Below are 21710 nucleotides of genomic sequence, written 5' to 3'. Positions count from 1 at the left end.
CCGTCATGTTGCCCTCTCTGGTTGCCGAGGATCTTCGTCGTGCCCTCGCCACCTACCTCACTACGAGCTTCGCGCTCGCCGATGACGACGTACGCGACGAGCTCGACGCGTTTCTGGAGCGGCCGGAGAGCCGACTGTTCCGCGGCCCTTACCTGCGGGTACGCACTCCCTTCCGAGAGGCATCCTCTGACTGGGCGGCTGCGCTCGACTGGACGCCGAAGGACTTCACGCCCTATACACACCAGGCCGCCGCCTGGCAGCGACTGTCCTCGAAGGCAGGGCGTCGGCCGGAGCCGACCATCGTCACCACGGGTACCGGGTCCGGTAAGACCGAGTCGTTTCTCGTGCCGATCCTGGATCACTGTGCTCGTGCCCGCGCTGCTGGACAGCGGGGCGTCAAGGCCCTGCTGCTCTACCCTATGAACGCGTTGGCCGACGACCAGGCTCGCCGTATCGACGACTTCCTCGGTACGGAACCGGAGCTGAAGGACGTCACTGCCGGCATCTACATCGGCGGCGCAACTGGCCCCCGTTCGGCGTCGGACGAGGACGAGAACGAGCCTGGCCCTTACGGTCGCGACACCGGGGCGACGTCGCTCGCTGGCGATCCCACCATCAGCCACCTGATCACCGATCGGGACGCGATCCGCGCCGATCCGCCGGACATCCTGCTCACCAACTACAAGATGCTGGATTTGCTCCTCCAGCGCATTCCGGATGCCCCGCTCTGGAAGACAGATTCCCTCGCCTTCGTCGTGCTCGACGAGTTCCACACTTATGACGGCGCCCAGGGCACCGACGTGGCGATGCTGTTGCGCCGCCTCGGCGCAGCCACTGGAGCAGCCCGTGCGGGACGCCCCCTTGGCGACATCACGCCTGTGGCAACGTCAGCGACGCTCGGCGGGGGAATGGCCAGCGGCACGTCCTCCCTCGCTCTGGATGGACCTGAGAAGCCCGATCGGGAGCTGTTGCGCGAGTTCGCGGAGAAGGTCTTCGGGACGCCCTTCCCCGATGCCGCGCTGGTTGGAGAGAACCGGTTGCTGCCCGGTGAGGTGGTCACCGACCCTGACTTCCTACTGCCCTCGCCGGCACCTGCAGCTCTGGCGGCTCTACCCGACCCGCTGGACGACGAGTCGGCCCTTGAAGACCTGGCTCGGCTCATGCTCGGTCAGCCTCTCACCGATCCGATGCAGATCGGCGCCAAGCTGAAGCAGCACATTCTGGTCAAGGCGATCCTGGATGTCGCCGGGAGTAATCCGGTCACCATCCCCGATGTCGCCCGCGAGTTCGCTCAGCGGGGTGGCGGACCGGCCTGGGACGAGGCCGCGCGCAGCGACCCGCGGCTCGTCGAGCTTGCCTTCGCACGGATCCTCGCGCTGATCTCCCATGCCCGTACTCCGCACCCCGTGACGGGAAAGCCAGGACCGTTTCTGCGTGTTGAGGCTCAACTATGGGTGCGCGAGGTCCGTCGCGTCATCCGTGCGGCGACCTCCGAGCCGCACTTCCGCTGGTACGACGACGACGGGCCGACCGGCGACTCACGGCCAAACCCCGCCAACCTCGCTATCTACCAGCCGACCGAAGTCGACAGCGCCGGGGAGATCGGCGAGCGGACCGATGCGTCGCGGCGCCCTGTCGGGCCGCCCTATCGGCGGCATCTCCCTGCTGTGTACTGCAGGCACTGCGGGCGTTCTGGCTGGGCAGCGCTGTCCACGGAACTGGAGTGGCAGCAGCTCAAGACCAACACCCTGGAGATCTATCAGGCTTCGGCGCAGGGGAAGCGGGCCGTGCGCTGGATGCTGCGGGCCCGCCCCGACGAGTACCCCGTGCTGCACCTGCACGCGGAGAACGAACGGCTGACGACGAATCCGACCGAGGACACGGTCGCGGTCATCACCCCCCATGAACCTCTGCCGGCGAATGTGGGGGACGAGTGCCCCTCGTGCGGTCTCGACGACGGCATGCGCTTCCTTGGTGCGGGCACCGCCACGCTCGCCTCGGTGACTACCACGCAGCTCTTCTCCGACCGGGGGCTCGCCGGCAACGAGCGGAAGCTGCTCGTGTTCACTGACTCGGTGCAGGACGCCACCCACCGCGCCGCGTTCATCGCCAACCGCAGTTTCGGCTTCACCTTCCGCGGCCTGTTGACCAAGCACCTCACCCCGGGCCAGCCGGTCGCTGTTCACGATCTCGCCGCTGACGCCGCCGAAGCCGTTGTTTCGGCCGCCGGCTCGGGCAAGCGAAGTGAACTTGCCTCCATCGTCCCGCCTGACCTGCGAGAGAACCCGGACATCCTCACGCTCCTCGACGAAACCGAGGACTTTAGCGATGCCGGCGCAGAGATGCTGCAAAGCCGCATGGTCTTCCAGACCCTTCTCGAGTTCGGGCTGCGCTCCCGGCTGGGCCGCACGCTGGAGCTGACCCGAACCGCTGCAGCGGAGGTCAGTCTCAAGGACCTACCCGCCCTCTGCGCCGAGCTGCGGGAGCGGCACCAGCGCCTGCCCGGGCAGATTTCACTGCCTGCAGGCGACGGGGCGTACGCGGTATTCCTGCGCGGGCTGGCCGAGAGACTCCGCCTGCGGGGAGCCCTCTATCACCCCTGGCTGCAGGAGTACATCCGGCAGGCCGGCGCTAGGCGCTGGCCGATCTGGGGCGGGCGTCCCACCGGCATGCCCGCTTTCCCCAGAGGCCTCGCTGCTCCCTCGTTCCCGGTATCAGGCGGCACCCGCACCACCGGCTTTGACTCCCTGTCCCGCGACAACACCTGGTTCGCGGACTGGGCCCACAGGGCGCTGGGCTGCGACCGGCGCGAGGGGCGCGCGGTGGCTGAGCTTGCTATGAAACTGCTCGCACAGCGCGAAATTCTGGCCACCTATCATGCCGAAGGCGGCGCGCTCGTCTACGCGCTCAAGCCCCGCAACGTTCTGGTGCACCGTATCGACGATAATGCTGACGGTCCGGACGGCGGGGGCGGCGTGAACGCGTGCGGGGTGCGCTGCAACACCTGCACCTGGCGGCAGACTGTGCCGCCCGGCCGCCGCAAGGACTGGCTCGGCACCGCGTGTCTGCGTTTCCACTGCTCGGGTCATTTCGTGGAGGACGACCGCGATTACACCGCCGACTACTACCGGCACCTGTACACGATCGACCGTCCAGGCGATGTTCTGACCGCTGAGCACACCGGAGCGCTCAGCCGCGAGCGGCGTGAGCGGGTCGAAGCGGCCTTCAAGAACCGGGCCTCAGCCTTCGACCCGAACGTTCTCACCTGTACACCCACCCTTGAGCTCGGCATCGACATCGGTGACTTGTCTGCCGTGCTGCTCGCCTCAATGCCGCCCGCTCCCGCCAACTATGCTCAGCGGATTGGCCGCGCAGGGCGCAGCACCGGCAACTCGCTCACGGTCACCTTCGTGCCGCGAGGTGCCCGAAGCCACTACTACCTGCACGTTCCGGAGCAAATGCTGGCGGGCCGGATCATTCCGCCGGACTGCTACCTGGACGCCTCGGAGATCCTGCGCCGCCAGTACCTGGCGTTCCTCTTCGACCGTGCCGCAGACCGCAGTCTCTGGGAAGGCACGGCGATCCCGGAGCGCCCCATGCCTCCGCGCATCGGTGAGCTTTTCGGTCATGGTCTGGCCGAGGACGGCTGGTTCAGGCGCTTCCTCGACGTCGCGGGCGCTCGCCATGCCGAGCTGTCCGCCGCGTTCATCTCTCTGTTCCCTGCCATGACGCCAGCCGCAGCCCAGGGCGTCCAGCACTTCGCCGCCCAGGGTCTGGAGGAGACCGTCGGGGCCGCGGCGAGCGCGTGGAACAAGCGTGTGGCTGCCCTGCGGGCGCGGATGCGGCAGATCGGCCGGGCCTTCGACGCGCTCTCGACCGCTTCCGGCGACCCGGAACGTGACAAGCAGAGGCGCCAGCTCTTCGCGGAGCAGCGAACCGTTCGCAAGCGCCGGGACGCCCTCGTCTCGGAGAACTCGATCAACGCCCTGGTACGGCTGGGCCTGCTGCCCAACTACACCCTCCACGACGACGCGACAGTCCTCGACGCCACGTTGTGGTGGAAGGATAGCGACGGGGAATTTGACGAGAGCTCGACCGACTACGGCCGCGGCTCTCGGCTCGCGCTGACGGAACTTGCCCCCGGCAACATCTTCCACAGCGATGGCTACAAGTTCATCGTCAGCAGCGTGGACCTTGGTACAGGTGTCGGCAGCGGCGAAGACTCCTACGCTCTGTGGCGGTTCTGCCCCGAATGCGGGTTCGTGGCCACAGAGGAGACCGGACTCGACATCGCCGCCTGCCCGCGCTGCAAGGCACCACAGATCGCTGACCCCGGCGCTGTCCACAAGGTTCTGGTGCCCGAACGGGTCATGGCCCGCGAGCGGCGCGAGGACGCCCGGCTGACCGATGAGCGAGACGAACGGGAACGCCGGCAGTTCGACGTGGTCACCCTCGTCGACATCGACAAGGACCAGCCGCAAGGGCTGAGGGCCTGGCGCCGCTCCGGTAGCGGCCTGCCCTTCGGCGTCGAGTTCGCCCGCGTCGCGACGATCCGCACGATCAATCTCGGGCCCGCAGCCGCACCCGGCTCGACCCACGCGATCCGCGGCGAAGACGTCCAGGTCTCCGGCTTCGAGACGTGCCTGGAATGCGGTGGTGTCCGTGGCACCCACCCGCAGGCATGGGACCCCTCGGCCCAGCGAATCGGCACGCGGCACGCGTACTGGTGCTCACATCGCGACGACGGCGTGACCCTGGAGCCGACGGAGAAACTGCTGCTGGCTCACGAGCTGACCACCCAGGCACTGCGGATCCTGTTGCCCGTCTCCACGATGGACCTCAAGGAGCGTCTGATCTCCTTCAAGGCAGCCCTGCTCCTGGGCATCACCAAACACTTCGGTGGAGCGCCCGACCATATCCGCGTGGTCACCGACAGCATGCCCGGCGACAGCCAAGAGCTGCGGCGGCGCTTCCTCGTCCTGCACGACTCGATGCCCGGCGGCACCGGTTACCTGGAACACCTTGCGGATGCCGCAATCCTGCACCGTGTCCTGACGCTCGCGCAGACTGCACTGCGGGACTGCCCCTGCCAGAAGGAGGAGCAGCGCACACCTTGCCACCGCTGCCTGCTGCCCTTCGTGTCCAGCAGCGAACACCCACACGTCTCGCTGCGCATCGCGAAGGACCTTCTGGACGAGATCCTCAAGGACTGGGCAGTCGAGCCGGTCGACACCCTTTCCGGCGTCCGCATCGACCAGCTCGTAGAAAGCGAACTGGAGGACCGGTTCGTCCGCACCCTTATCGCGTGGGGGCGGCGGGTAGAAGAGGACGGATCGGTAGCCGCCAAGGCGGGCCAGGGCGGCGTGGAGCACGAACTCCGTTTCACCCTCGGAGATGCGGCCACGCGCTGGCGCATGCGGGACCACGTACGGATGAACACCGCCGTGCCCAGCGAGCCCGATTTCCTCCTGGAACGGACCGATGGGCGTGCGGAGCGGGTCGCGGTCTTCCTCGACGGCTTCGCCTTCCACGCGAGCGAGAAGGTCAACCGCATCGCCGATGACGCCGCCAAGCGGGCAGCCCTGCGGGCGGACGGCGTGTTGGTGTGGCAGCTGACCTGGGACGACGTCATGACGTGGGCAGCGGGTGTCGGCAACACGGCGGAGGGGCAGCAGGTCCGTGCCGTTGCCAGGCCCCTTCACACGGATGCCGCGCTCCAGCTCGCTCGCCAGATCCACCAGAGCCTGGTCGGAGAGGCCCGCCCCGATGACACCCTCGACCCGGTGCTCCGCAACCCCGTCGAGACCCTGCTGGAGTTCCTTGCCGACCCCGACCGGGCCAAGTGGGCGCGGCGGGCATCCGGCCTGCTGGGCGGCTTCGGTGCGGCATCGCGTCCTCAACCGGTAGACCGCGAAGAGATCGGACGAGTACTGCCCGACGTCCTGCGTGGCGCGAACCTGCCCTCCTCGGCCTCGGCCACGGAGGCCGTGGCTCTCGACGCACGCACCACGGGCCATGCACGGATCATCGGCCTGCTGGACCGCCGTCCCGAGCCGCGCAGCAAGCAACCGGACATGCGGGCTTGGTCGGCTCTTGCTGTGCTCGACGACCGGCCCGAAGCCATGACAGGCGACGAGCACAAGGAACGCTGGATGGACTGGCTGCGCTGGTCGAACCTGCTGCAGTTCCTGCAGTCGGCCGACGGCGACGAGCTCCCCCGGTCCTTCCACCAGGTCGCGGTGTCCACCAGTGACCAGGCAGATCCACACACTGTGGCCCTGCTGACCAGCGCGCTGCCCACGGAGGCAGGTGTACCGCAACCACTGCCACAGGTATGGACCGAGGCGATCGAATGGGCCTCGTCCAAGGTCGAGGACGTCCTGGTCGCTCTCGCCGAGCAAGCACGCAGCGGACGCATCGAGGTACCGGAAGTCGGCTTCGAGTACGGGGACCAGGCGATGCAGGCAGAGCTCGCCTGGCCGGAGGAGAAGGTCGCAATCTTTATCGACCTCGACGAACGGCGAGACGCCTTGTTTGAGCGCGACGGGTGGTACGTCGCACAGGCCGGCGCTGTGGAAGTGAATGAACTCATCAAAAAGTTGGAGGGGAACTGATGTCCGGCGCCAAGGTGATCATGGCGGACGTCTTCGGAAAGTCCTATGACGCGCTGGACGGCTCCGTCCAGCCGCAGGTGTTGCAGTTCATCATGAAGATGCAGCGCGACCCGGACTCCAACGGGCTCAACCTGAAGCCTCCGAAGGGCGCCCGGGACAAGAGGGTCCGCACGGCGCGGGTCACCGACAACTACAGAGCCGTGCTGATGCACTACGCCGACCGCATCTATTACCTGGTCGCGGTACTGCCGCATGACGACGCGTATGACTTCGCCGCGAACATCCTCTTCGACATCAACAAGGTCACCGGCGGCATCGAGCTGATCAACCTCGGCAGCCTGTACGGCACGCTCAGCGGACAACCCAAGCCCGCCGACACCGCGCCCGATGCCCCCTCTCTGTTCGCCGGTGTCTCCGACGCCGACTTCGAACGACTGGGCGTCCACACGTCCATCGTTCCGGCGCTCCGCGAGATCCACAGCGAGGACGCCGTGCTGGGCATCGTCGAGACCCTGCCTAAGCTGGCCCGCGACGTCATCCTGTGCCTCGCCGACGGCATGACCGTCGAAGAGGTCTGGGAACAGGTCAGTTCACTCGCGGCCACCAAGGACAAGGTCGACACCCAGGACTACGAGGCAGCGATCGAACGGCCGGCCACCAAGGAAGCCTTCGTAGTCACCGGCGACTTCGCCGAGTTCGGACGAATCCTCACCGAACCACTCTCCGCATGGCGAATCTTCCTGCACCCGGCGCAGAGAGCGCTGGCCGAGCGCAAATCCCCTTACAAGGGCTCCGTCCGCGTCACTGGAGGCCCCGGTACCGGAAAGACGGTGGTAGCCCTCCACCGAGTGAAGGCCCTCGCCGAGCGGCTGCCCGCCGGCCAGGCCATCCTGCTCACGACCTTCACCACCAATCTCGCCAACCTGCTGAAGTCCATGCTCAAGGACCTCGGCGGTGCCCAACTGCTGGCCAAGGTCGATGTCCGGAACATCGACAAGGTTGCCTACGGCACCGTGAAGGAGACCTTCGGCTCGGAAGCGCCCAGCCGGCTCAAGGACAGTGAGATCCTCAACCGCTGGATCGAACTCGCCCAGGAGCAGCAAACGCCCCGTTTTGACGGCCGGTTCCTCGACGCTGAGTGGAAGCAGGTCGTACTGGCTCAGGACATCCGCAGCCGTGACGAATACTTCGCCGCCAGCCGTGCTGGCCGCGGCCGCCGCCTCAATCGCCCCGAACGCGCACAGGTCTGGTCCCTCGTCGAGGAGTTCGAGCGCAGGCTCGATCGCGAGAAGGCCGCCGGCGTCACCCAACTCGCCGTTCAGGCAGCCCGGATCGCCTCCGGCTGGTCCGACGAAGAACGTCCATACCGGCACATCATCGTGGACGAGGCACAGGATCTGCACGCAGCCCACTGGAAGCTACTCCGCGCGCTGGTCCCCGACGGCGACGACGACCTGTTCATCGTTGGCGACGCACACCAGCGGATCTACGACAACCGGACATCCCTGAGCGCCCACGGCATCAAGATCCGTGGCCGCTCCAAGCGACTGACCCTTAACTACCGCACCACCCGACAGATCCTCGCAGCCTCCCTGAACCTGCTCGGCGGCTCCACGTTCGACGACCTTGACGGGAATCCGGAACAGCTTCGCGGATACCGCTCCGTCCTGGCGGGAGCCCACCCCGAGACCACCGGCTACCGCACGGCCGCGGAAGAGATGACGGCATTGGCCAAGCGCGTCGACAGCTGGCAGCAGGAAGGGATCAAGCCCCACGAGATCGCGGTCGTGGCCAGAACCCATGCGACCGCCGACAGCGCTGTTCAGGCGCTCCGTGACGCCAAGCTGGCCGCAGTGAAGGTCGAGGACTACCGCGTCCCCGACCCCGACGAAGGCGTCCACGTCATGACGATGCACCGCATCAAGGGACTCGAATACCGCGCAGTCGCCATCGTCGGGGCTGGCGCTCAACAAATGCCTCTGCCCAGCGCCATCACACTCGAGCGCGAGGACCGCCTCCAGCACGCCGCGGACCTCCGCCGCGAGCAGTCGCTCCTCTTCGTTTCCGCCACACGTGCCCGCGAGCAGTTGTCCATCAGTTGGTCAGGCCGACCGAGCCAGTTTCTGGAGCCTCACGCAGCCTCCTGAGGGCAAGCGTCCGAAGCGCATTACCACCGCTCAAAACGATCCATCAAACGTCCTGCTGGCAGCAGTCCCGCAATCAGCCTGGTCGCCGAGGTGGCCGTGGCGGTCAAACCGTCACGGCCCCCAGGTCTTGCCTGGCCAGCGCCTTCGGGCCGTACCCAGCTGCACGGGTTTGTCGAGCGGCACTCATACGGACCCGACCACCCACCGTGCAGGCTGCGGCTGTCGGTTGTCCGGGATCTCCAGCAGCTCGACCGACCGGGATGTACCTCCTTACCTACACCATCTCGCCAACGAGCACGGTGGCCCCAGCCTCCCCCGCCCCACGGCCTGCCTTGGCCATCGGCCCGCTCTCCACTCGAACGGGGCAGCGTCTCAGGCTGTACCGACCACAAGCACGTGGGCCGAGGCGTCAGTGAAGACGCCGTGCTCGTCTGCGAGGCGCGCCGTCGCCACCGCGTCCGCCAGCAGCGCCCTCGCCGCTTCCTGGCCCGCGCAACGGCCAGCCGCGACTACGTAGGCCCACCCCGGGCCCTCGATCCCGTGCACCCGCACACCCGTGAGCCCTGCTTCGCCCGCCTCTTGGGCAAGCTCGTCAGCCGTATGAAAATGCGCCACGGTGAAGCCTCTACTGCCGTCGTAGGAGCCGGTACGGACTACCTCCGTGACCTCGCTGGCGAGCAGCTCCGGAGACAGGCCGGCGCTCACGGTGTAGTCCTGCATCAGGGAGTACCGGGAGATCCCCGCGGCCGCCACCACACCGCCTGGTACGACGACCCGGCTGGCCTCCCTCAACGCCGCGAGCCGGTCTCCGCGCTCCGCCAGGTGGTACAGCGGGCCCAGTAGCAGCACCGCGTCGAAGGTGCCGGCCTCCACGTCCAGGTCGCGGGCATCCCCAAGCTGAGCAACACACCGCGGCGCGCGCTCACGTGCCTGCTCCACGTGCTTTGGCACGGGGTCCAGGAGGAGCACCTCGTATCCCTCTTCGGTGAGCCAACCGGCATGCGTACCCGGACCACCGCCCACGTCCAGGACCCGAGCTGGTGCTGGAGGCAGGTAGCGACGTAACAGCTCCTGGGTCCGCTCGAACTCCAGACGGCCCGTCGCTGTGGAATGCAGCCGGGACGCCTCGTCGTACTCCGTGTAGAAGCCCGCGATCCGTGGGTCAATGGTCGTCATACCCGGCGAGAGTAGGGCCGAGCGAAGCAGCCCGTCACCCGGATATCCGGCGTCGGCGCCGCCGCAGGTCCGCCCGGACGGCGAAGGGCAGAGGAGCGCACAGACTCCACCCCATTGGGTCTAACCCGAGTGGCCGGGAGCATGCTCCCGTGACCAAACTGGATCGTGCTGATCGACTACTGGCCACTGCTCGGTCTGCGGCTGACGACGCCCCGCCTGGAGCTGCGCCTGCCCCAATCGGACGAGCTGGCAGCACTGGCCGATCTCGCACGCGACGGCGTTCACGACCCGTCACAGATGCCGTTCAGCAGTGGCTGGACCGACCTGCCCGAGACCGAACGGGCTCGCTCCGTGGTCCAGCATCACTGGCTGCGGCTCGGAAACTGGAGGCCGGAGGACTGGTCCATCAATCTGGCCGTCTTCCTCGGTGGCCGGCCTGTGGGTATGCAGGCCATGGCGGCCAAGCGCTTCGCGCTGGTGCGAGAGGTCAACACAGCTTCTTGGCTCGGACGGTCGTATCAGAGTCAGGGCATAGGCACAGAGATGCGGGCTGCCGTGCTGCACCTGGCATTTTCCGGGCTGGGCGCTGACGAGGCAACGACAGGGGCGTTCGCCGACAACGCTCAGTCCTTGGCTGTATCCCGCAAGCTCGGATATGTCCCGGACGGAATCGAACGGCGGGTGGCGCGCGGGGAGGTCGTGATCTTGCAGCGGCTTCGCCTCCCCCGGGGTCTATGGCGGCCAGCGCTCGCGAAAGGGACCGAGATCACGGGGCTGGTCCCGTGCCTGCCGCTGTTCGGATTGGCGGCCGGGGAGACCGCAGACCCGTCCTGACGGTCTGGACACGGATTCCACCCCGCGCTCATCAGATAGTCACACATGGCCTGAACTCGACTACGCAGTAAGGGAATTACCACACCACCAAGGCCGATACCATCTACCGTCATGACGACCGCATCTCCTCGCCAGGGCGTACCCGACAAGCCCACACTCGACGGCCTTGAGGCCAAATGGGCTCCGACCTGGGACGAGCAGGGCGTATACGTATTCGACCGCACCGCGCCACGGGAGCGGGTGTACTCGATTGACACGCCGCCGCCCACCGTGAGCGGCTCCCTCCACGTCGGACACGTGTTCTCCTACACCCAGACGGATGCACTCGCCCGCTTCCACCGGATGCGCGGCAAGGCCGTCTTCTACCCGATGGGCTGGGACGACAACGGCCTGCCTACCGAACGTAGGGTGCAGAACTACTTCGGCGTCCGGTGTGACCCCTCGCTGCCGTACGACCCGGACTTCACTCCCCCCTCGTCCCCCGGCAAGCAGCAGATCCCCGTGTCCCGCCGCAACTTCATCGAGCTGTGCGAGCGGCTCACGGTGGAGGACGAAAAGGTCTTCGAGAGCCTGTGGCGCCGGCTGGGGCTGTCCGTCGACTGGAACCACACCTACCAGACCATCGACAGCCGGGCCCGCGCCATCTCGCAGCGAGCCTTCCTGGCCAACCTCGCCCGGGGCGAGGCGTACCAGGCCGAGGCCCCGACGCTGTGGGACGTGACGTTCCAGACCGCTGTAGCCCAGGCCGAGCTGGAGGACCGCGAGCGGCCCAGCGCCTACCACCACCTGTTGTTCCGGTCGGATGCGGGGGCGGCGCTGGAGATCGCCACCACGCGGCCCGAGCTGCTGCCCGCATGCGTGGCCGTCGTGGCGCACCCGGACGACGAGCGCTACCAGAAGCTCTTCGGTACCACCGTGCGCACTCCGGTCTTCGGTGTAGACGTGCCGGTGGTGGCTCACCGCCTGGCCGACCCCGAGAAGGGCACCGGGGCGGCCATGATCTGTACGTTCGGCGACACCACCGACGTGGTGTGGTGGCGCGAGCTCGACCTTCCCACCCGCTCGGTGATCGGACGCGACGGCCGCTTCGTGCGCGAAGCGCCGGCCGCGCTGGAGTCCGAGGCCGCGAAGGCGGCGTACGCGCAGCTCGCCGGCGCGACCCCGCACACCGCCCGGGAGCGCCTGGTGGAGATGGTGCGCGCGGAGGGCAGCCTGGTCGGTGATCCGCGGCCCTTCAACCACATGGTCAAGTTCTACGAGAAGGGCGACAAGCCGCTCGAGATCGTCACCAGCCGCCAGTGGTACCTGCGCAACGGCGGACGAGACGTGGAGCTCCGGCAGAAGCTGCTGGAGCGCGGCCATGAGCTGAACTGGCACCCCGACCACATGCGCAACCGGTACCAGTCCTGGGTGGAGGGACTTGCCGGGGACTGGCTGATCAGCCGTCAGCGCTACTTCGGCGTACCGGTACCGGTGTGGTATCAGCTGGACGCCGACGGCATCCCCACCGACGAACTGATCGTTCCATCCCGGGAGTCGCTGCCCGTAGACCCCAGCAGCGACACCCCGCCCGGCTTCACCCCGGACCAGCGGGACATCCCGGGCGGCTTCACCGGCGACCCTGACGTGATGGACACCTGGGCGACGTCCTCGCTGACACCGCAGATCGCCGGCGGCTGGGGCCACGACGACGACCTCTTCCAGCGCGTCTTCCCGATGGACCTGCGTCCGCAGGCCCACGAGATCATCCGCACCTGGCTGTTCTCCACCGTCGCCCGCGCCGAGCTGGAGCACGACGCGCTCCCCTGGGCCCATGCCGCGATCAGTGGCTGGATCCTCGACCCCGACCGCAAGAAGATGTCCAAGTCGAAGGGCAACGTCGTCACCCCGCTGGACCTTCTGGACCAGCACGGGTCGGACGCAGTGCGGTACTGGGCCGTATCAGCCCGGCCGGGAACGGACACCGCCTTCGAAATCGGCCAGATGAAGATCGGCCGACGTCTCGCCATCAAGATCCTCAATGTGTCGAAGTTCGTGCTCGGTCTGGGTGCGGCCGAGCGGCGGTCCGCCGTGACCAACCCGCTCGACCAGGCGCTCCTCGCGCGGCTCGCGGACGTCGTGGACGAGGCGACGGCCCAGCTGGAGGGGTACGACTACGCCCGCGCACTGGAGACCATCGAGCGGTGCTTCTGGGCGTTCTGCGACGACTACGTCGAGCTGGTAAAGACGCGTGCCTACGGCGGCGGAGGCGAGGAGGCTGCCGCGTCTGCTCAGGCCACGCTGTCGACTGCCCTCTCCGTGTTGTTGCGGCTCCTCGCTCCCTTCGTTCCGTTCGCCACCGAGGAGGCGTGGAGCTGGTGGCAGCAGGGCTCGGTGCACCGGGCTCAGTGGCCCAGTGGAACGGAGCTGCGGGAGCAGTCCCTGAAGGGGGACCCCCAGCTCCTGGATGTCGCCGCAGACGCCATCGCCGCCATCCGGAAGGCCAAGAGCGCAGCCCAAGTCTCCATGCGGGCCGAGGTCGCCCGAGTCACGGCGCGCGGGCCGGCTCCGCTGGTTGCGACACTTCGCCAGGTGAGCGGGGACGTGCAGTCCGCGGGAAACATCGGCGACGTGGAACTCGAAGTGGCTGAGAGTGAACTCCTCACCTACGAGATCACCATGTAGCTCGCATCAAACGAATGACGGCGTTGCCGCCTCTCACACACTCGAGTGAGGGGCGGCAACGCCGTTTTGCTATGTAGGCCAAGAGAGTTGACCCGTCGGATCGATCCACAGTGGAGGGATTCGGCCATGTCGGGTAAGGGCGCCCAATGCACTGCACAAGACACAGATGTTCATACTAGAGTCTCCGCTCTGTGACAGTCAGTCACCACATTTGTGCGCCCCAACGGCTGGGCGGCGCGCGGATGGGCCCCTGGGGCCTGCGTGTGCAACCGAAACTCCAGCCCACGGCTGACATGTCACGCACCACCCCGCAGCGTGTCTGGATCCACCAGTCCCTGCGGTCGACCTGTGGGAAGGTGCCTGTGAAAATCGCGGTGCAAGACCCCGGAAAGAACGCCACGTACATACTCGACCCGGAACTGCTGGGCGAGTTCACGGTCGGACCTGCGCAGCTCGGCGAAGGCGCCGACGTTGTGTTCGTACTGCCGTCCAAGACACTGTGCGAACAGGTCCCCGTCGTCTCGGGGAGCGGCTCGGCCGACCCCTCCATCCTGATCTCCGACCCCGACGGTGACCGCCGGTGGCTGCTGACCCGCTCCGACCTGGAGCGCTTCGCGGCCGGCGACCAGCCGCCCACGGACGCGGTCTGGTTCTCGATGCCCGACGCGAGTGCCGGCATCTACGCCGCGGTTCCCCTGTTCCGCCGCGCCCTCGTACAGAACAGCTCCTGAGGCAACGGGCCCGCGGCAGCCACGGCTGCCGCGGGCCCCCTCCGTCCTTGATCCGGCACCTCACGAGGGACTTCGACAATGGACAGGGTTCGAGTATTTCCCGCACGGGCCATGGCTCCTCAGATACAAGCCGACGCTCGATGGGTCGCCATCGACGCCGCAACCCGCCAGGCGTACGTCCTCTCCGGCAAGGATCGGGAGTGCGCGCTGCTGTCCTGGATCGCCCAAGGCGCGGGACGCGAGGCGAATGAAGAATTCGAAGCGGCCGCGACAGCCCTTGGCATATCCGGCTCTTGGGAGAGTCCGGAGCCTCCCGACTTCCTGGCCCACTACCGCCGCCTCAACCTCGACTACCCCTTCCTGGACTACAGCGTCGAGACGAGCCACGAAGCCGACCAGGCACTCATGGACGGCTACGCGGTGCACGGAGCACCGCCACCGGTCACGACACAACGCCCCGGTTCGAGCACCGTGTTGCCCGAGGCGCCGCTCCCGGACGGTCCTGCAGGTCTTCCGAGCGCTGACCTTCTGGCCGCATGGCTGGCCTCGGCCGGCCGGATCACCGGCCGACGCCAGGGCCGACACGGCCCCATCGTCCTCAAGACAAGCCCCTCCGGCGGCGCCCGGCACCCCACGGATCTCGGCGTAATCGTGGGTGACGGATGGCCGGCGCCCTTACGGGGCTCCTGGTGGTACGACGGCGACCATCACGCGCTGGTACGTGCGGAGGCCGGGTTGCCGCTGACGGCGTCCCTCCCACCGTTCGGTGTGGCGTTCGTCCTGTCCAGCCACGTCGAGCGGGCCATGTGGAGGTACCGGGACGTGCGGGCCTTCCGTCCGGTGCTCATCGACGCCGGCCACGTTCTGGAAACGCTGGACCTGACGCTTCACTCCACCGGCTGGTCCACCTCCTGGCTTCCGATGCCGGCGTTCACCGGCCCCGACCCCGTTCTTGGGCTGCTCCTCGCCACTCCAGAACCCGCCTTCGTCGAAGGCGAGTTCATACCGGCTCCGCGGTCCGGACCCTCGGTATCGAGCGCCGAGTACCGCACCAACCCGCTTCTGTCCCTCGTCCCCCGGGTGGACGGCCTCTACGCCCGGGTCCACTCCGAAACGCAGGACCTGACGGCGCTCACGCCCAAAGCCGTCACCGCCCTCGCCTATGCCAACCCCAGTACGCGGGGTGACCGGCCTTCCAGGCCAGCCGAGATCTGCGAGAGCAGCGGTGTATCCCTGGCAGAGGTGGAGAAGCTGATCTCTGCTCGGGCACTTCTCCCTGCCGAGGAAGCCCTGGCGCTGTGGGAGCAGGTACGACCCTGGATCGAGTCCAGCTGGTTCCCGTCGTTGCTGGTTCATGCCGAGGCAGCCGGCGAAGCGCGCCTGAAGAAGCACCGGACGACCACCACGGCCGACGCGAAGCCGCCGCTGCCATGGTCCCAGCTGCCTGCTGCCCTTGCCGCGCGTCGCACCCACCGCTCCTTCTCCGAGCGTCCGCTGTCCAGGGGAGCAGTGGACACTCTGCTCGAGATCCTGACGACCGTACGGAGCGAAGTCCGGCTGAGCCTGCTGCACCCGAACCACGTCCTGGGCGCAGGCACATACAAGCTCGACGTCGAGGGCTGGATCCGGGTCGGGCCGGCACCAACCCCCGAGGCGATTCAACGCGCCGCCATCGGCCAGACTTGGACCGCCGGCATATCGGCGGTCGCGTGGCTCGTGCCTCGCCCGGCGGAGCCGGGTGCCGTGTCATGGCAGACCGCGCTCATCCAGTGCGGACGCGATGCACAGCGCATCGCCCTGGGCCTGGCCACCGATCCGTCATGCGGGGTCTTTCAGAGCCCTGCCCTGGTCGAGCATCTGCTGGAGCCGCTGACGGGACTCGGTACGGCCCACGACGGTGCGTACCTGGTGGGCGTGGGAACCATCCGGAGCGGCGGAGCGGGTGGAGGTGACACAGGTGATCACTGATCCTGCCTCGTGGGTTGCCCTCGAACGACCGGACGGTACGTGGGACGTTGTCGAGAACGCGACGAGCACCATCTACCAGGTCAGCAGCGCCCTCGGCACCCGACTGTGGCAGCAGGACGAGCTGTGGCCGATTCCGCTGCACCAGGCCCTGGACACGGCCTCCGGCCAGGCCCCTTCCAGCGATACGGAGGAGGCGCCGTTCGTCGACCTTGCTCTCGCGGGTGCCATCGTCCGCTACCACGCGGCCGACCCCGCTGTACTGAACCAGCTCCGGACCGGTCTCGCGGTCGCAGTACCTGACCGCCGGCAGACGGCAGATGTACTCGTACGGCTCGGCTCCGAGGCTCGGGCTGACATGCTGCACCGCTCGTTCGCCGGTGATCGGCCCGGTGTCGATTACCGCATGCCCGACGATCCCCAGTGGCATGCTCTGACGGGCGACCTGCCCGCCCTGCCCCCGCTCGCTACTCCCCCATACAGCGACCGATTCATCGCGCTGCACGCTGCACTGCTCGTACTGCCCTCAGGCCAGGGCCTCCTCGTCTGCGGCAACCAGAAAGCCGGCAAGACGACCGCCGCGCTCTGGGCCCGGGACGCCGGGCTCGCCTCCATCGCCACCGACGAGGTCGTGCTGTTGGACTCGCTGACAGGCGTGGTCTTCGGTGTACCGCTCGCAGTCGCCGTACGGTGCGGCGACCAGCGGACTGCGGTGCCACTCCAACCGGGATCGACCACGTACCGCGGCGCCGCCCTGCCCGCTGCTGTGGTGATCCTCGTCCCGGCGGAACCGCTGAGCCCATCGGGCTCCGTCGAGACGGCCGATAGCGAGGAGGAGGCGATGTCCTGGCTGGCGGAGCATCTCCGTGACGGGGGAGCAAGCCCGGCCGCCCTGCATCGGAGTAGCCGTGGGCTGGTCTCCGGGATCCCGGTACACCGCCTCGGCGTATCCCCGTGGCCCGGACTCGTCGCCGACTTCGAGTCCGGCCTGTCCTGCGTGCTCAAGACCTTGGAGCGTTGCCCATGACATCACACTCCGTACATCGACTGGACGAAGTCGACCGACTGGCCATCCGCGAGGGCGGCCTGCCCGATGACCTTGTATCCCTCATCGACACGGCCAACAGCGCTGCCGTCGAGCGTGCCGCCGCACGCCTCCGGCCTCTTCTCGGAGATACCGTGGTGACGGTGCTCGAGCGGCCTTGCGAGGCCCCCGCCTTCGGAAGCGCTGGCAATGACTTCGGGCGGCTGCCCGGCCGTACGAAGTTCGAACGCTGGCTCACGGCGGAGCCGCGCCTGGTAGCCGGACCCGGTACGGGAGCCAACGCGGACATGGAGCTCCGTGATGCCGACGGGAAGCTCCCCGGCGAACGATTCGGCAACCGGCTGGAGCCCGACTCCGACACCTTTCAGATGGACATTCACCGGGTGCGGCGCGCGCTGAACGAAGGGGTCACACTCGGGATTCGGCAGTTCGACCGCTGGTCGCCGGCCCTGGCATCGCTGATGGACGACATCGTCGCCGTGTCCGGAGCCGATGTGTTCACCAAGCTGTTCATCTCTGCTGGCGCGACCAGCGTCACCGGCTGGCACTCGGACCGCCAGGACGTTATCGCCCTGATGCTCTGGGGCAGCAAACGCTTTCAGCTGGGCGACTGGGACACCCCCGAGGGGGGGCCGGCTTCCCGGATCGTCCTCGATGAGGTGCTCAAGCCCGGTGACTGCTTACTCTTCCCTGAGGGCCACCCCCACCAGGCAGTCCCGCTCGGCGACGACAGCGGGCTCCTCTCGATCGCCCTCCTCCGCCGTCACAACTGGATCTCCCGGGACCAGGTGCCCACCCATCTCGGCGTTTCCGAGTTTCCGCCGAGCGAGGTCACCTACCGCCGGCTACTCCGCTCAAGGCTGCCGCTCGCCACGGAGTCGCCGCACCTCGCCGACAGCACGCAACTCCGCACGCGGATACCAGGAGGCGTCGAGCTTCTCGGCTCCACCCCCGACGGGCAAGTCGCGTTCGCCGCGGCCGGCGGCGTCTTCGCCGCGAGCCCGGACACCACGGCCCTGCTCGCCTCTGTGCACGCATCGTTCCCGGTCACGCTGGGCGAGGTGCCCCTGTCTGGGGACCCTGAGGCAGCGGCCCAGCAGACTCGCTCCCTCGTCGAGATGGGGCTGGTGATCACCACCCCGTAGCTTCAAACGCACAGCCTGCGGCTCCCCGTTCAAGTACCGCGCGGGGCAGACTGCCGTCACTTCATTCCCAGTAGTCCACGAGCATCTCGGCCGGCCAGCTCGGCTCCCGCACCTCCCCACGCGGTCCCATCTCTCGGAAGTAGGGCGCGACATCGTAGATGGGTGTGCCGTCAATCGCGTCGAGGTCTACGACGTGCAGGTCCAGGCCCTCAACCTTCACGAGTCGCGGGAAGGACTGCGCGAGCTGGTTCGGTCGACGGTGATTGCGGTGGACGAAGGTTCCGGTGGGCGGCCAGTCCGGGTTGTTACGGGGGCTTCGCGCGTGGAGGGCGACATCGGTCGGGGATGCCTTGTGGAAGTGCCACACCACCACAAGATGTGAGAATTCCTCCAGGCCCTTGACGACGTCCGCCGGGAAGTCGGGGTTCAGCCGAATGATCGCGGGACCACCCCAGTGATCGTCCGTGGGCTCGGTCCGGCCTCCGACGACAATGCCGATCGGTTCGATTTCCAGCGACTGTGCCATGCGCTTCCCCTCGTGCCTCGTCGTGACCCGGTCAATGTACTTGGACGAGGTATGCGGCGGCCCGGGCGTCCAGGCTGGCAACGGCCGGAATGCCTCGGCGTCGGTACGGGGAGAGCAGGCGCCGCATGTCGACTACGGCCTGGCGGGCCCGTCCCGAGTAGATCCCCTCCTCCATGGCGTCAAGGACTGTGCTCCATGTGGCGCATGCCTCCTCGACGTGCCCGTCGGCGACCTGCACGGAGCCGAGGTATCCCAGTGTCACGGCATGCGTTCGGCGGAATGCCGAACCCCTGGTCCGTACGCTCCGCTTGAACTGGTGAATCGCGCCCTGCCTGTCACCGGAGTCACGCAGTGTGCATGCAGTTTCATGGGCGAGGGACGCTTCCGCGAAGAAGAACGTCCTGTTCGGCTCCAGGATGTCCTCAGTGGCCGCGGAGAGATCATCCTCCGCGCGAAGAAGTGCTTTAGCTGCGGCTTGTCGCTGCCCTGTGGCTGCGAGACCCCGGGCGTGGACCACTCCGAGCAGAGCGCGCTCTCGTGGCGTAGCGCTCGCGTAACGCTGGCCTTGGATCGATGCGGTCGAGAGCCGCAGACCTTCGTTGATGAAGCCCAGATCGATGGCCTGGTGGGCCATCGCCCGCAGAATGTGGCCGGTGAGCGGGGCATCGTCCGCACGGGCTGCGAGCTTGAGGCCGAGGTGGAAGTAGTTCTGCGCGAGGGCGTGCTCCCCATTGTCGAAGGCCATCCAGCCGGACAGGTACGACAGTTCGCCTGCCGCGGCAAGCATGCCGCGGCGGATCTCATCGTTGGGGAAGGCCGCATGTAGGAAGCCACGTACATCCGAGTGGAGGTACTGGACCAGCGCTTGGCGTCCGTGGCCGCCACCGCGGCTCTGGTCCATGCGGGAGAAGGCTGCCGTCATCTCCCTCACGGCTGCTACGTCCGATCGCCCGGCTCTTCGCGTTCCCGCCGCCGATTCCGCCGGGGCCGCCGCGGCCATCTCCTCCCACCACGACTCCCCCGGCAGGGCAAGGCCGGCGATCGAGTACACCGCGCCGGTTAGCAGCTTGCGCCGCTCGACGTCCAAGTCGATTCTCCCCAGGTCGGTGAGGGTCAGTATCGGATCGACGGTCCAGTCCAGCGCCCCTTGCCCCGATGGCGAAGCGGCTGCGAAGCCAAGTTCGTCTGGCGTGATGACTCGCCCTAAGCGACGCGTCAGCGCCTGGCTCAAGATTACGGGCGACGCACCCGACGCTTCCGTCCCACCGACCCACATGCTGATGTGGGAGCGGCCAATCGCCGTGTAACCGACGAGGTTGTTCTCCTGGGCAACGCGGTTGAACGCACTGGCCGCTTGCGCCCGGGACCAGCCAGCTTCCTCCAGGATGGCGGCGAGCCGTTCATTCCGCTTGTGAGTCACGAGGCACTCCAGCGAGCAAGACGATCTTTGATCACTTTGATCGGGTCAGCCGCGGGGGTGCCCGCTGACCCACCAACACGGTAGGGCCCAATGAACCCTCCCCCACCAGCAATTGGCACGATTCGAACCTCCAGGGCACCACTCAGAAACGATCTTTGACCACTTTGACCACGCAGGACAGGTTGACGGCGTATCGGAACAGCGCCCCAAGGGGTTTCCTCGATGTGACCGCGACAGGACCGACTCGTCGAAGGAGATGCCCATGCGCCAGACCGCACTCAGCGTGCTCCACACCGGGACGGTCCGCCTTCACAATCAGACGGACCCCGAAGTCGATCAGGTGACTCTGACCTTTCAGCGTCATTGCGACCCCCGTCACGCCGCGGCCGACGTCAGTCACGCCGACGCCCGCCTCGTCGGAGAGATCCGAAGCGTCGTTCACAGGTGGCTGGCTCACCGCGGGCTCCTCCCCCTTATCGATTCGGCGTGCCTCTTGACCAGCGAGGTCGTTACCAATGCGCTGGTCCACGGAGGCGGAAGCAGCCTCAGGTTTGCCATGGAGCGCCAGCTGGCGACTGTCGGCATCAGGGTTAGTGACGGGTCCCCAGGGAGACCTCGGGTTCGGAAGCCGGCAACCGACGAGGAGTGCGGCAGGGGCATGCTGATCGTCGAAGCCCTCGCGGACGAGTGGGGTGTCAGCGAGGACGGCACGGAGACCTGGTTCACGCTCAGTTCGCCCGCGGCCGACTGATAGCCCCGGGATCATCTCTCGCGGGGCCCAGCTCGACAGGGTCAACTCCCCTCCACGCGGCCGTGATATCACCGCCGCGATATGCGCGAACAGCACCTGTAACTCAGACTCTGAAGATCCCCGACGTCCAGTCGGTAGCAGGCCACCGATTACGACAACTCACAGGCGAATCAGCCGACATGTCGGCATCGCCACGAACGAATCCCAGAGAGGCACGGGAGATGACGATCATCAAGCGGAATGCCAGGGCCATCCTGTTGGACGGCGACGACCTCGTGCTGATCAAGCGCACCAAGCCGGGCCGGGACCCGTACTGGGTGACGGTGGGCGGCGGCGTCGAGGCCGAGGACGCGAGCATCGAGGACGCGCTGCACCGCGAGGTGTTCGAGGAGCTCGGGGGCAAGCTGAGCAAGGCAGAGCTCGTGCACCTGATCACGGACTCGCTGGATGGCGGCCTGGGTGTCCAGCACATCTTCGCCGCGCGCTTGGAGCAGATGGACCTCGCTGCACGCACGGGCACCGAGTTCGACAAGCCCGAGCGGGGCGGCTACGAGGTCGTCCGCGTGCCGTTCACGGCGGAGGCGGTCCGGCAGCTCAACCTGATGCCGCCGGAGCTGGCCGACTTCACGGCCGGCAACGTCGAGGCGATCAAGGCCGTGCTCGACACCCAGATCCGCGTGTCCTGACCACCG

General features: G+C 67.4%; 14 protein-coding genes. 10 read left to right on the top strand and 4 right to left on the bottom strand.

Annotated elements, in window-relative coordinates:
* Positions 1-5 precede the first annotated feature (5 nt).
* Positions 6-6614 (top strand): DEAD/DEAH box helicase, encoded by a 6609-nt coding sequence (locus OG982_RS27115; protein ID WP_266949501.1) that lies wholly within the window; start codon positions 6-8, stop codon positions 6612-6614.
* Positions 6614-8761 carry a UvrD-helicase domain-containing protein gene (locus OG982_RS27110; protein WP_266949499.1) on the top strand — a complete coding sequence of 716 codons (2148 nt, stop codon included), beginning with the start codon at positions 6614-6616 and terminating at the stop codon, positions 8759-8761. The genes OG982_RS27115 and OG982_RS27110 overlap by 1 nt, the downstream gene beginning before the upstream one ends.
* A 372-nt stretch (positions 8762-9133) precedes the next feature.
* Here OG982_RS27110 and OG982_RS27105 read toward each other — a convergent pair whose 3' ends face one another.
* The gene (locus OG982_RS27105) at positions 9134-9937 is read right to left on the bottom strand and encodes a bifunctional 2-polyprenyl-6-hydroxyphenol methylase/3-demethylubiquinol 3-O-methyltransferase UbiG (protein ID WP_266949498.1); all 804 of its coding nucleotides are present in this window, start codon (positions 9935-9937) and stop codon (positions 9134-9136) included.
* Between the two features lie 165 nt (positions 9938-10102).
* On the opposite strand from OG982_RS27105, the gene OG982_RS27100 reads away from it, so the two are divergent.
* The 6 genes from OG982_RS27100 (at position 10103) to OG982_RS27075 (ending at position 18321) form a co-directional block, all read left to right on the top strand.
* A complete protein-coding gene (locus tag OG982_RS27100; RefSeq protein ID WP_266949497.1) occupies positions 10103-10771 on the top strand; it encodes a GNAT family N-acetyltransferase in 669 nt (222 codons plus the stop codon).
* Between the two features lie 111 nt (positions 10772-10882).
* Positions 10883-13435: a valine--tRNA ligase gene (gene valS / locus OG982_RS27095; RefSeq protein ID WP_266949495.1), complete on the top strand. Its 2553-nt coding sequence runs from the start codon at positions 10883-10885 to the stop codon at positions 13433-13435.
* Positions 13436-13809: 374 nt separating this feature from the next.
* Positions 13810-14166: a hypothetical protein gene (locus tag OG982_RS27090; RefSeq protein ID WP_266949493.1), complete on the top strand. Its 357-nt coding sequence runs from the start codon at positions 13810-13812 to the stop codon at positions 14164-14166.
* A gap of 111 nt (positions 14167-14277) precedes the next feature.
* Positions 14278-16134 carry a hypothetical protein gene (locus OG982_RS27085; RefSeq protein ID WP_266949491.1) on the top strand — a complete coding sequence of 619 codons (1857 nt, stop codon included), beginning with the start codon at positions 14278-14280 and terminating at the stop codon, positions 16132-16134.
* Complete coding sequence (locus OG982_RS27080; RefSeq protein ID WP_266949490.1) at positions 16124-17158, top strand: hypothetical protein; 1035 nt, start codon at positions 16124-16126, stop codon at positions 17156-17158. The genes OG982_RS27085 and OG982_RS27080 overlap by 11 nt, the downstream gene beginning before the upstream one ends.
* Positions 17155-18321 carry a cupin domain-containing protein gene (locus OG982_RS27075; protein WP_266949489.1) on the top strand — a complete coding sequence of 389 codons (1167 nt, stop codon included), beginning with the start codon at positions 17155-17157 and terminating at the stop codon, positions 18319-18321. Before OG982_RS27080 ends, OG982_RS27075 begins: the two co-directional genes overlap by 4 nt.
* Before the next feature lie 61 nt (positions 18322-18382).
* On the opposite strand, the gene OG982_RS27070 is transcribed toward OG982_RS27075, so the two are convergent.
* The 3 genes from OG982_RS27070 to OG982_RS27060 all read right to left on the bottom strand — a co-directional run bounded on the left by OG982_RS27070 (position 18383) and on the right by OG982_RS27060 (position 20724).
* On the bottom strand, positions 18383-18847 hold the full coding sequence (locus tag OG982_RS27070) for an SAM-dependent methyltransferase (RefSeq protein WP_266938320.1): 465 nt from the start codon (positions 18845-18847) through the stop codon (positions 18383-18385).
* A gap of 31 nt (positions 18848-18878) precedes the next feature.
* Complete coding sequence (locus tag OG982_RS27065; RefSeq protein WP_266949488.1) at positions 18879-20267, bottom strand: Tat pathway signal protein; 1389 nt, start codon at positions 20265-20267, stop codon at positions 18879-18881.
* Positions 20268-20409: 142 nt separating this feature from the next.
* Positions 20410-20724, bottom strand: coding sequence for a hypothetical protein (locus OG982_RS27060; RefSeq protein WP_266950007.1), 315 nt, complete (start codon positions 20722-20724; stop codon positions 20410-20412).
* On the opposite strand from OG982_RS27060, the gene OG982_RS27055 reads away from it, so the two are divergent.
* Positions 20608-21018 (top strand): ATP-binding protein, encoded by a 411-nt coding sequence (locus tag OG982_RS27055; RefSeq protein WP_266949986.1) that lies wholly within the window; start codon positions 20608-20610, stop codon positions 21016-21018. The two genes, OG982_RS27060 and OG982_RS27055, sit on opposite strands and share 117 nt — an antisense overlap.
* Positions 21019-21239: 221 nt before the next feature.
* A complete protein-coding gene (locus OG982_RS27050; protein WP_266949487.1) occupies positions 21240-21704 on the top strand; it encodes an NUDIX domain-containing protein in 465 nt (154 codons plus the stop codon).
* Positions 21705-21710: the final 6 nt, after the last annotated feature.

It is taken from the genome of Streptomyces sp. NBC_01551, from assembly GCF_026339935.1.
Lineage (GTDB): Bacteria > Actinomycetota > Actinomycetes > Streptomycetales > Streptomycetaceae > Streptomyces.
Note: the sequence above shows the minus strand (reverse complement) of the source record. Positions and strands in the feature narration are given on the sequence as shown.

Excerpts from the sequence above, each read along its gene's own strand:
- OG982_RS27115 (WP_266949501.1), top strand. The coding sequence starts at position 6 with ATGTTGCCCTCTCTGGTTGCCGAGGATCTTCGTCGTGCCCTCGCCACC.
- OG982_RS27110 (WP_266949499.1), top strand. The coding sequence starts at position 6,614 with ATGTCCGGCGCCAAGGTGATCATGGCGGACGTCTTCGGAAAGTCCTAT.
- OG982_RS27105 (WP_266949498.1), bottom strand. The coding sequence starts at position 9,937 with ATGACGACCATTGACCCACGGATCGCGGGCTTCTACACGGAGTACGAC.
- valS (WP_266949495.1), top strand. The coding sequence starts at position 10,883 with ATGACGACCGCATCTCCTCGCCAGGGCGTACCCGACAAGCCCACACTC.
- OG982_RS27085 (WP_266949491.1), top strand. The coding sequence starts at position 14,278 with ATGGCTCCTCAGATACAAGCCGACGCTCGATGGGTCGCCATCGACGCC.
- OG982_RS27075 (WP_266949489.1), top strand. The coding sequence starts at position 17,155 with ATGACATCACACTCCGTACATCGACTGGACGAAGTCGACCGACTGGCC.
- OG982_RS27070 (WP_266938320.1), bottom strand. The coding sequence starts at position 18,847 with ATGGCACAGTCGCTGGAAATCGAACCGATCGGCATTGTCGTCGGAGGC.
- OG982_RS27050 (WP_266949487.1), top strand. The coding sequence starts at position 21,240 with ATGACGATCATCAAGCGGAATGCCAGGGCCATCCTGTTGGACGGCGAC.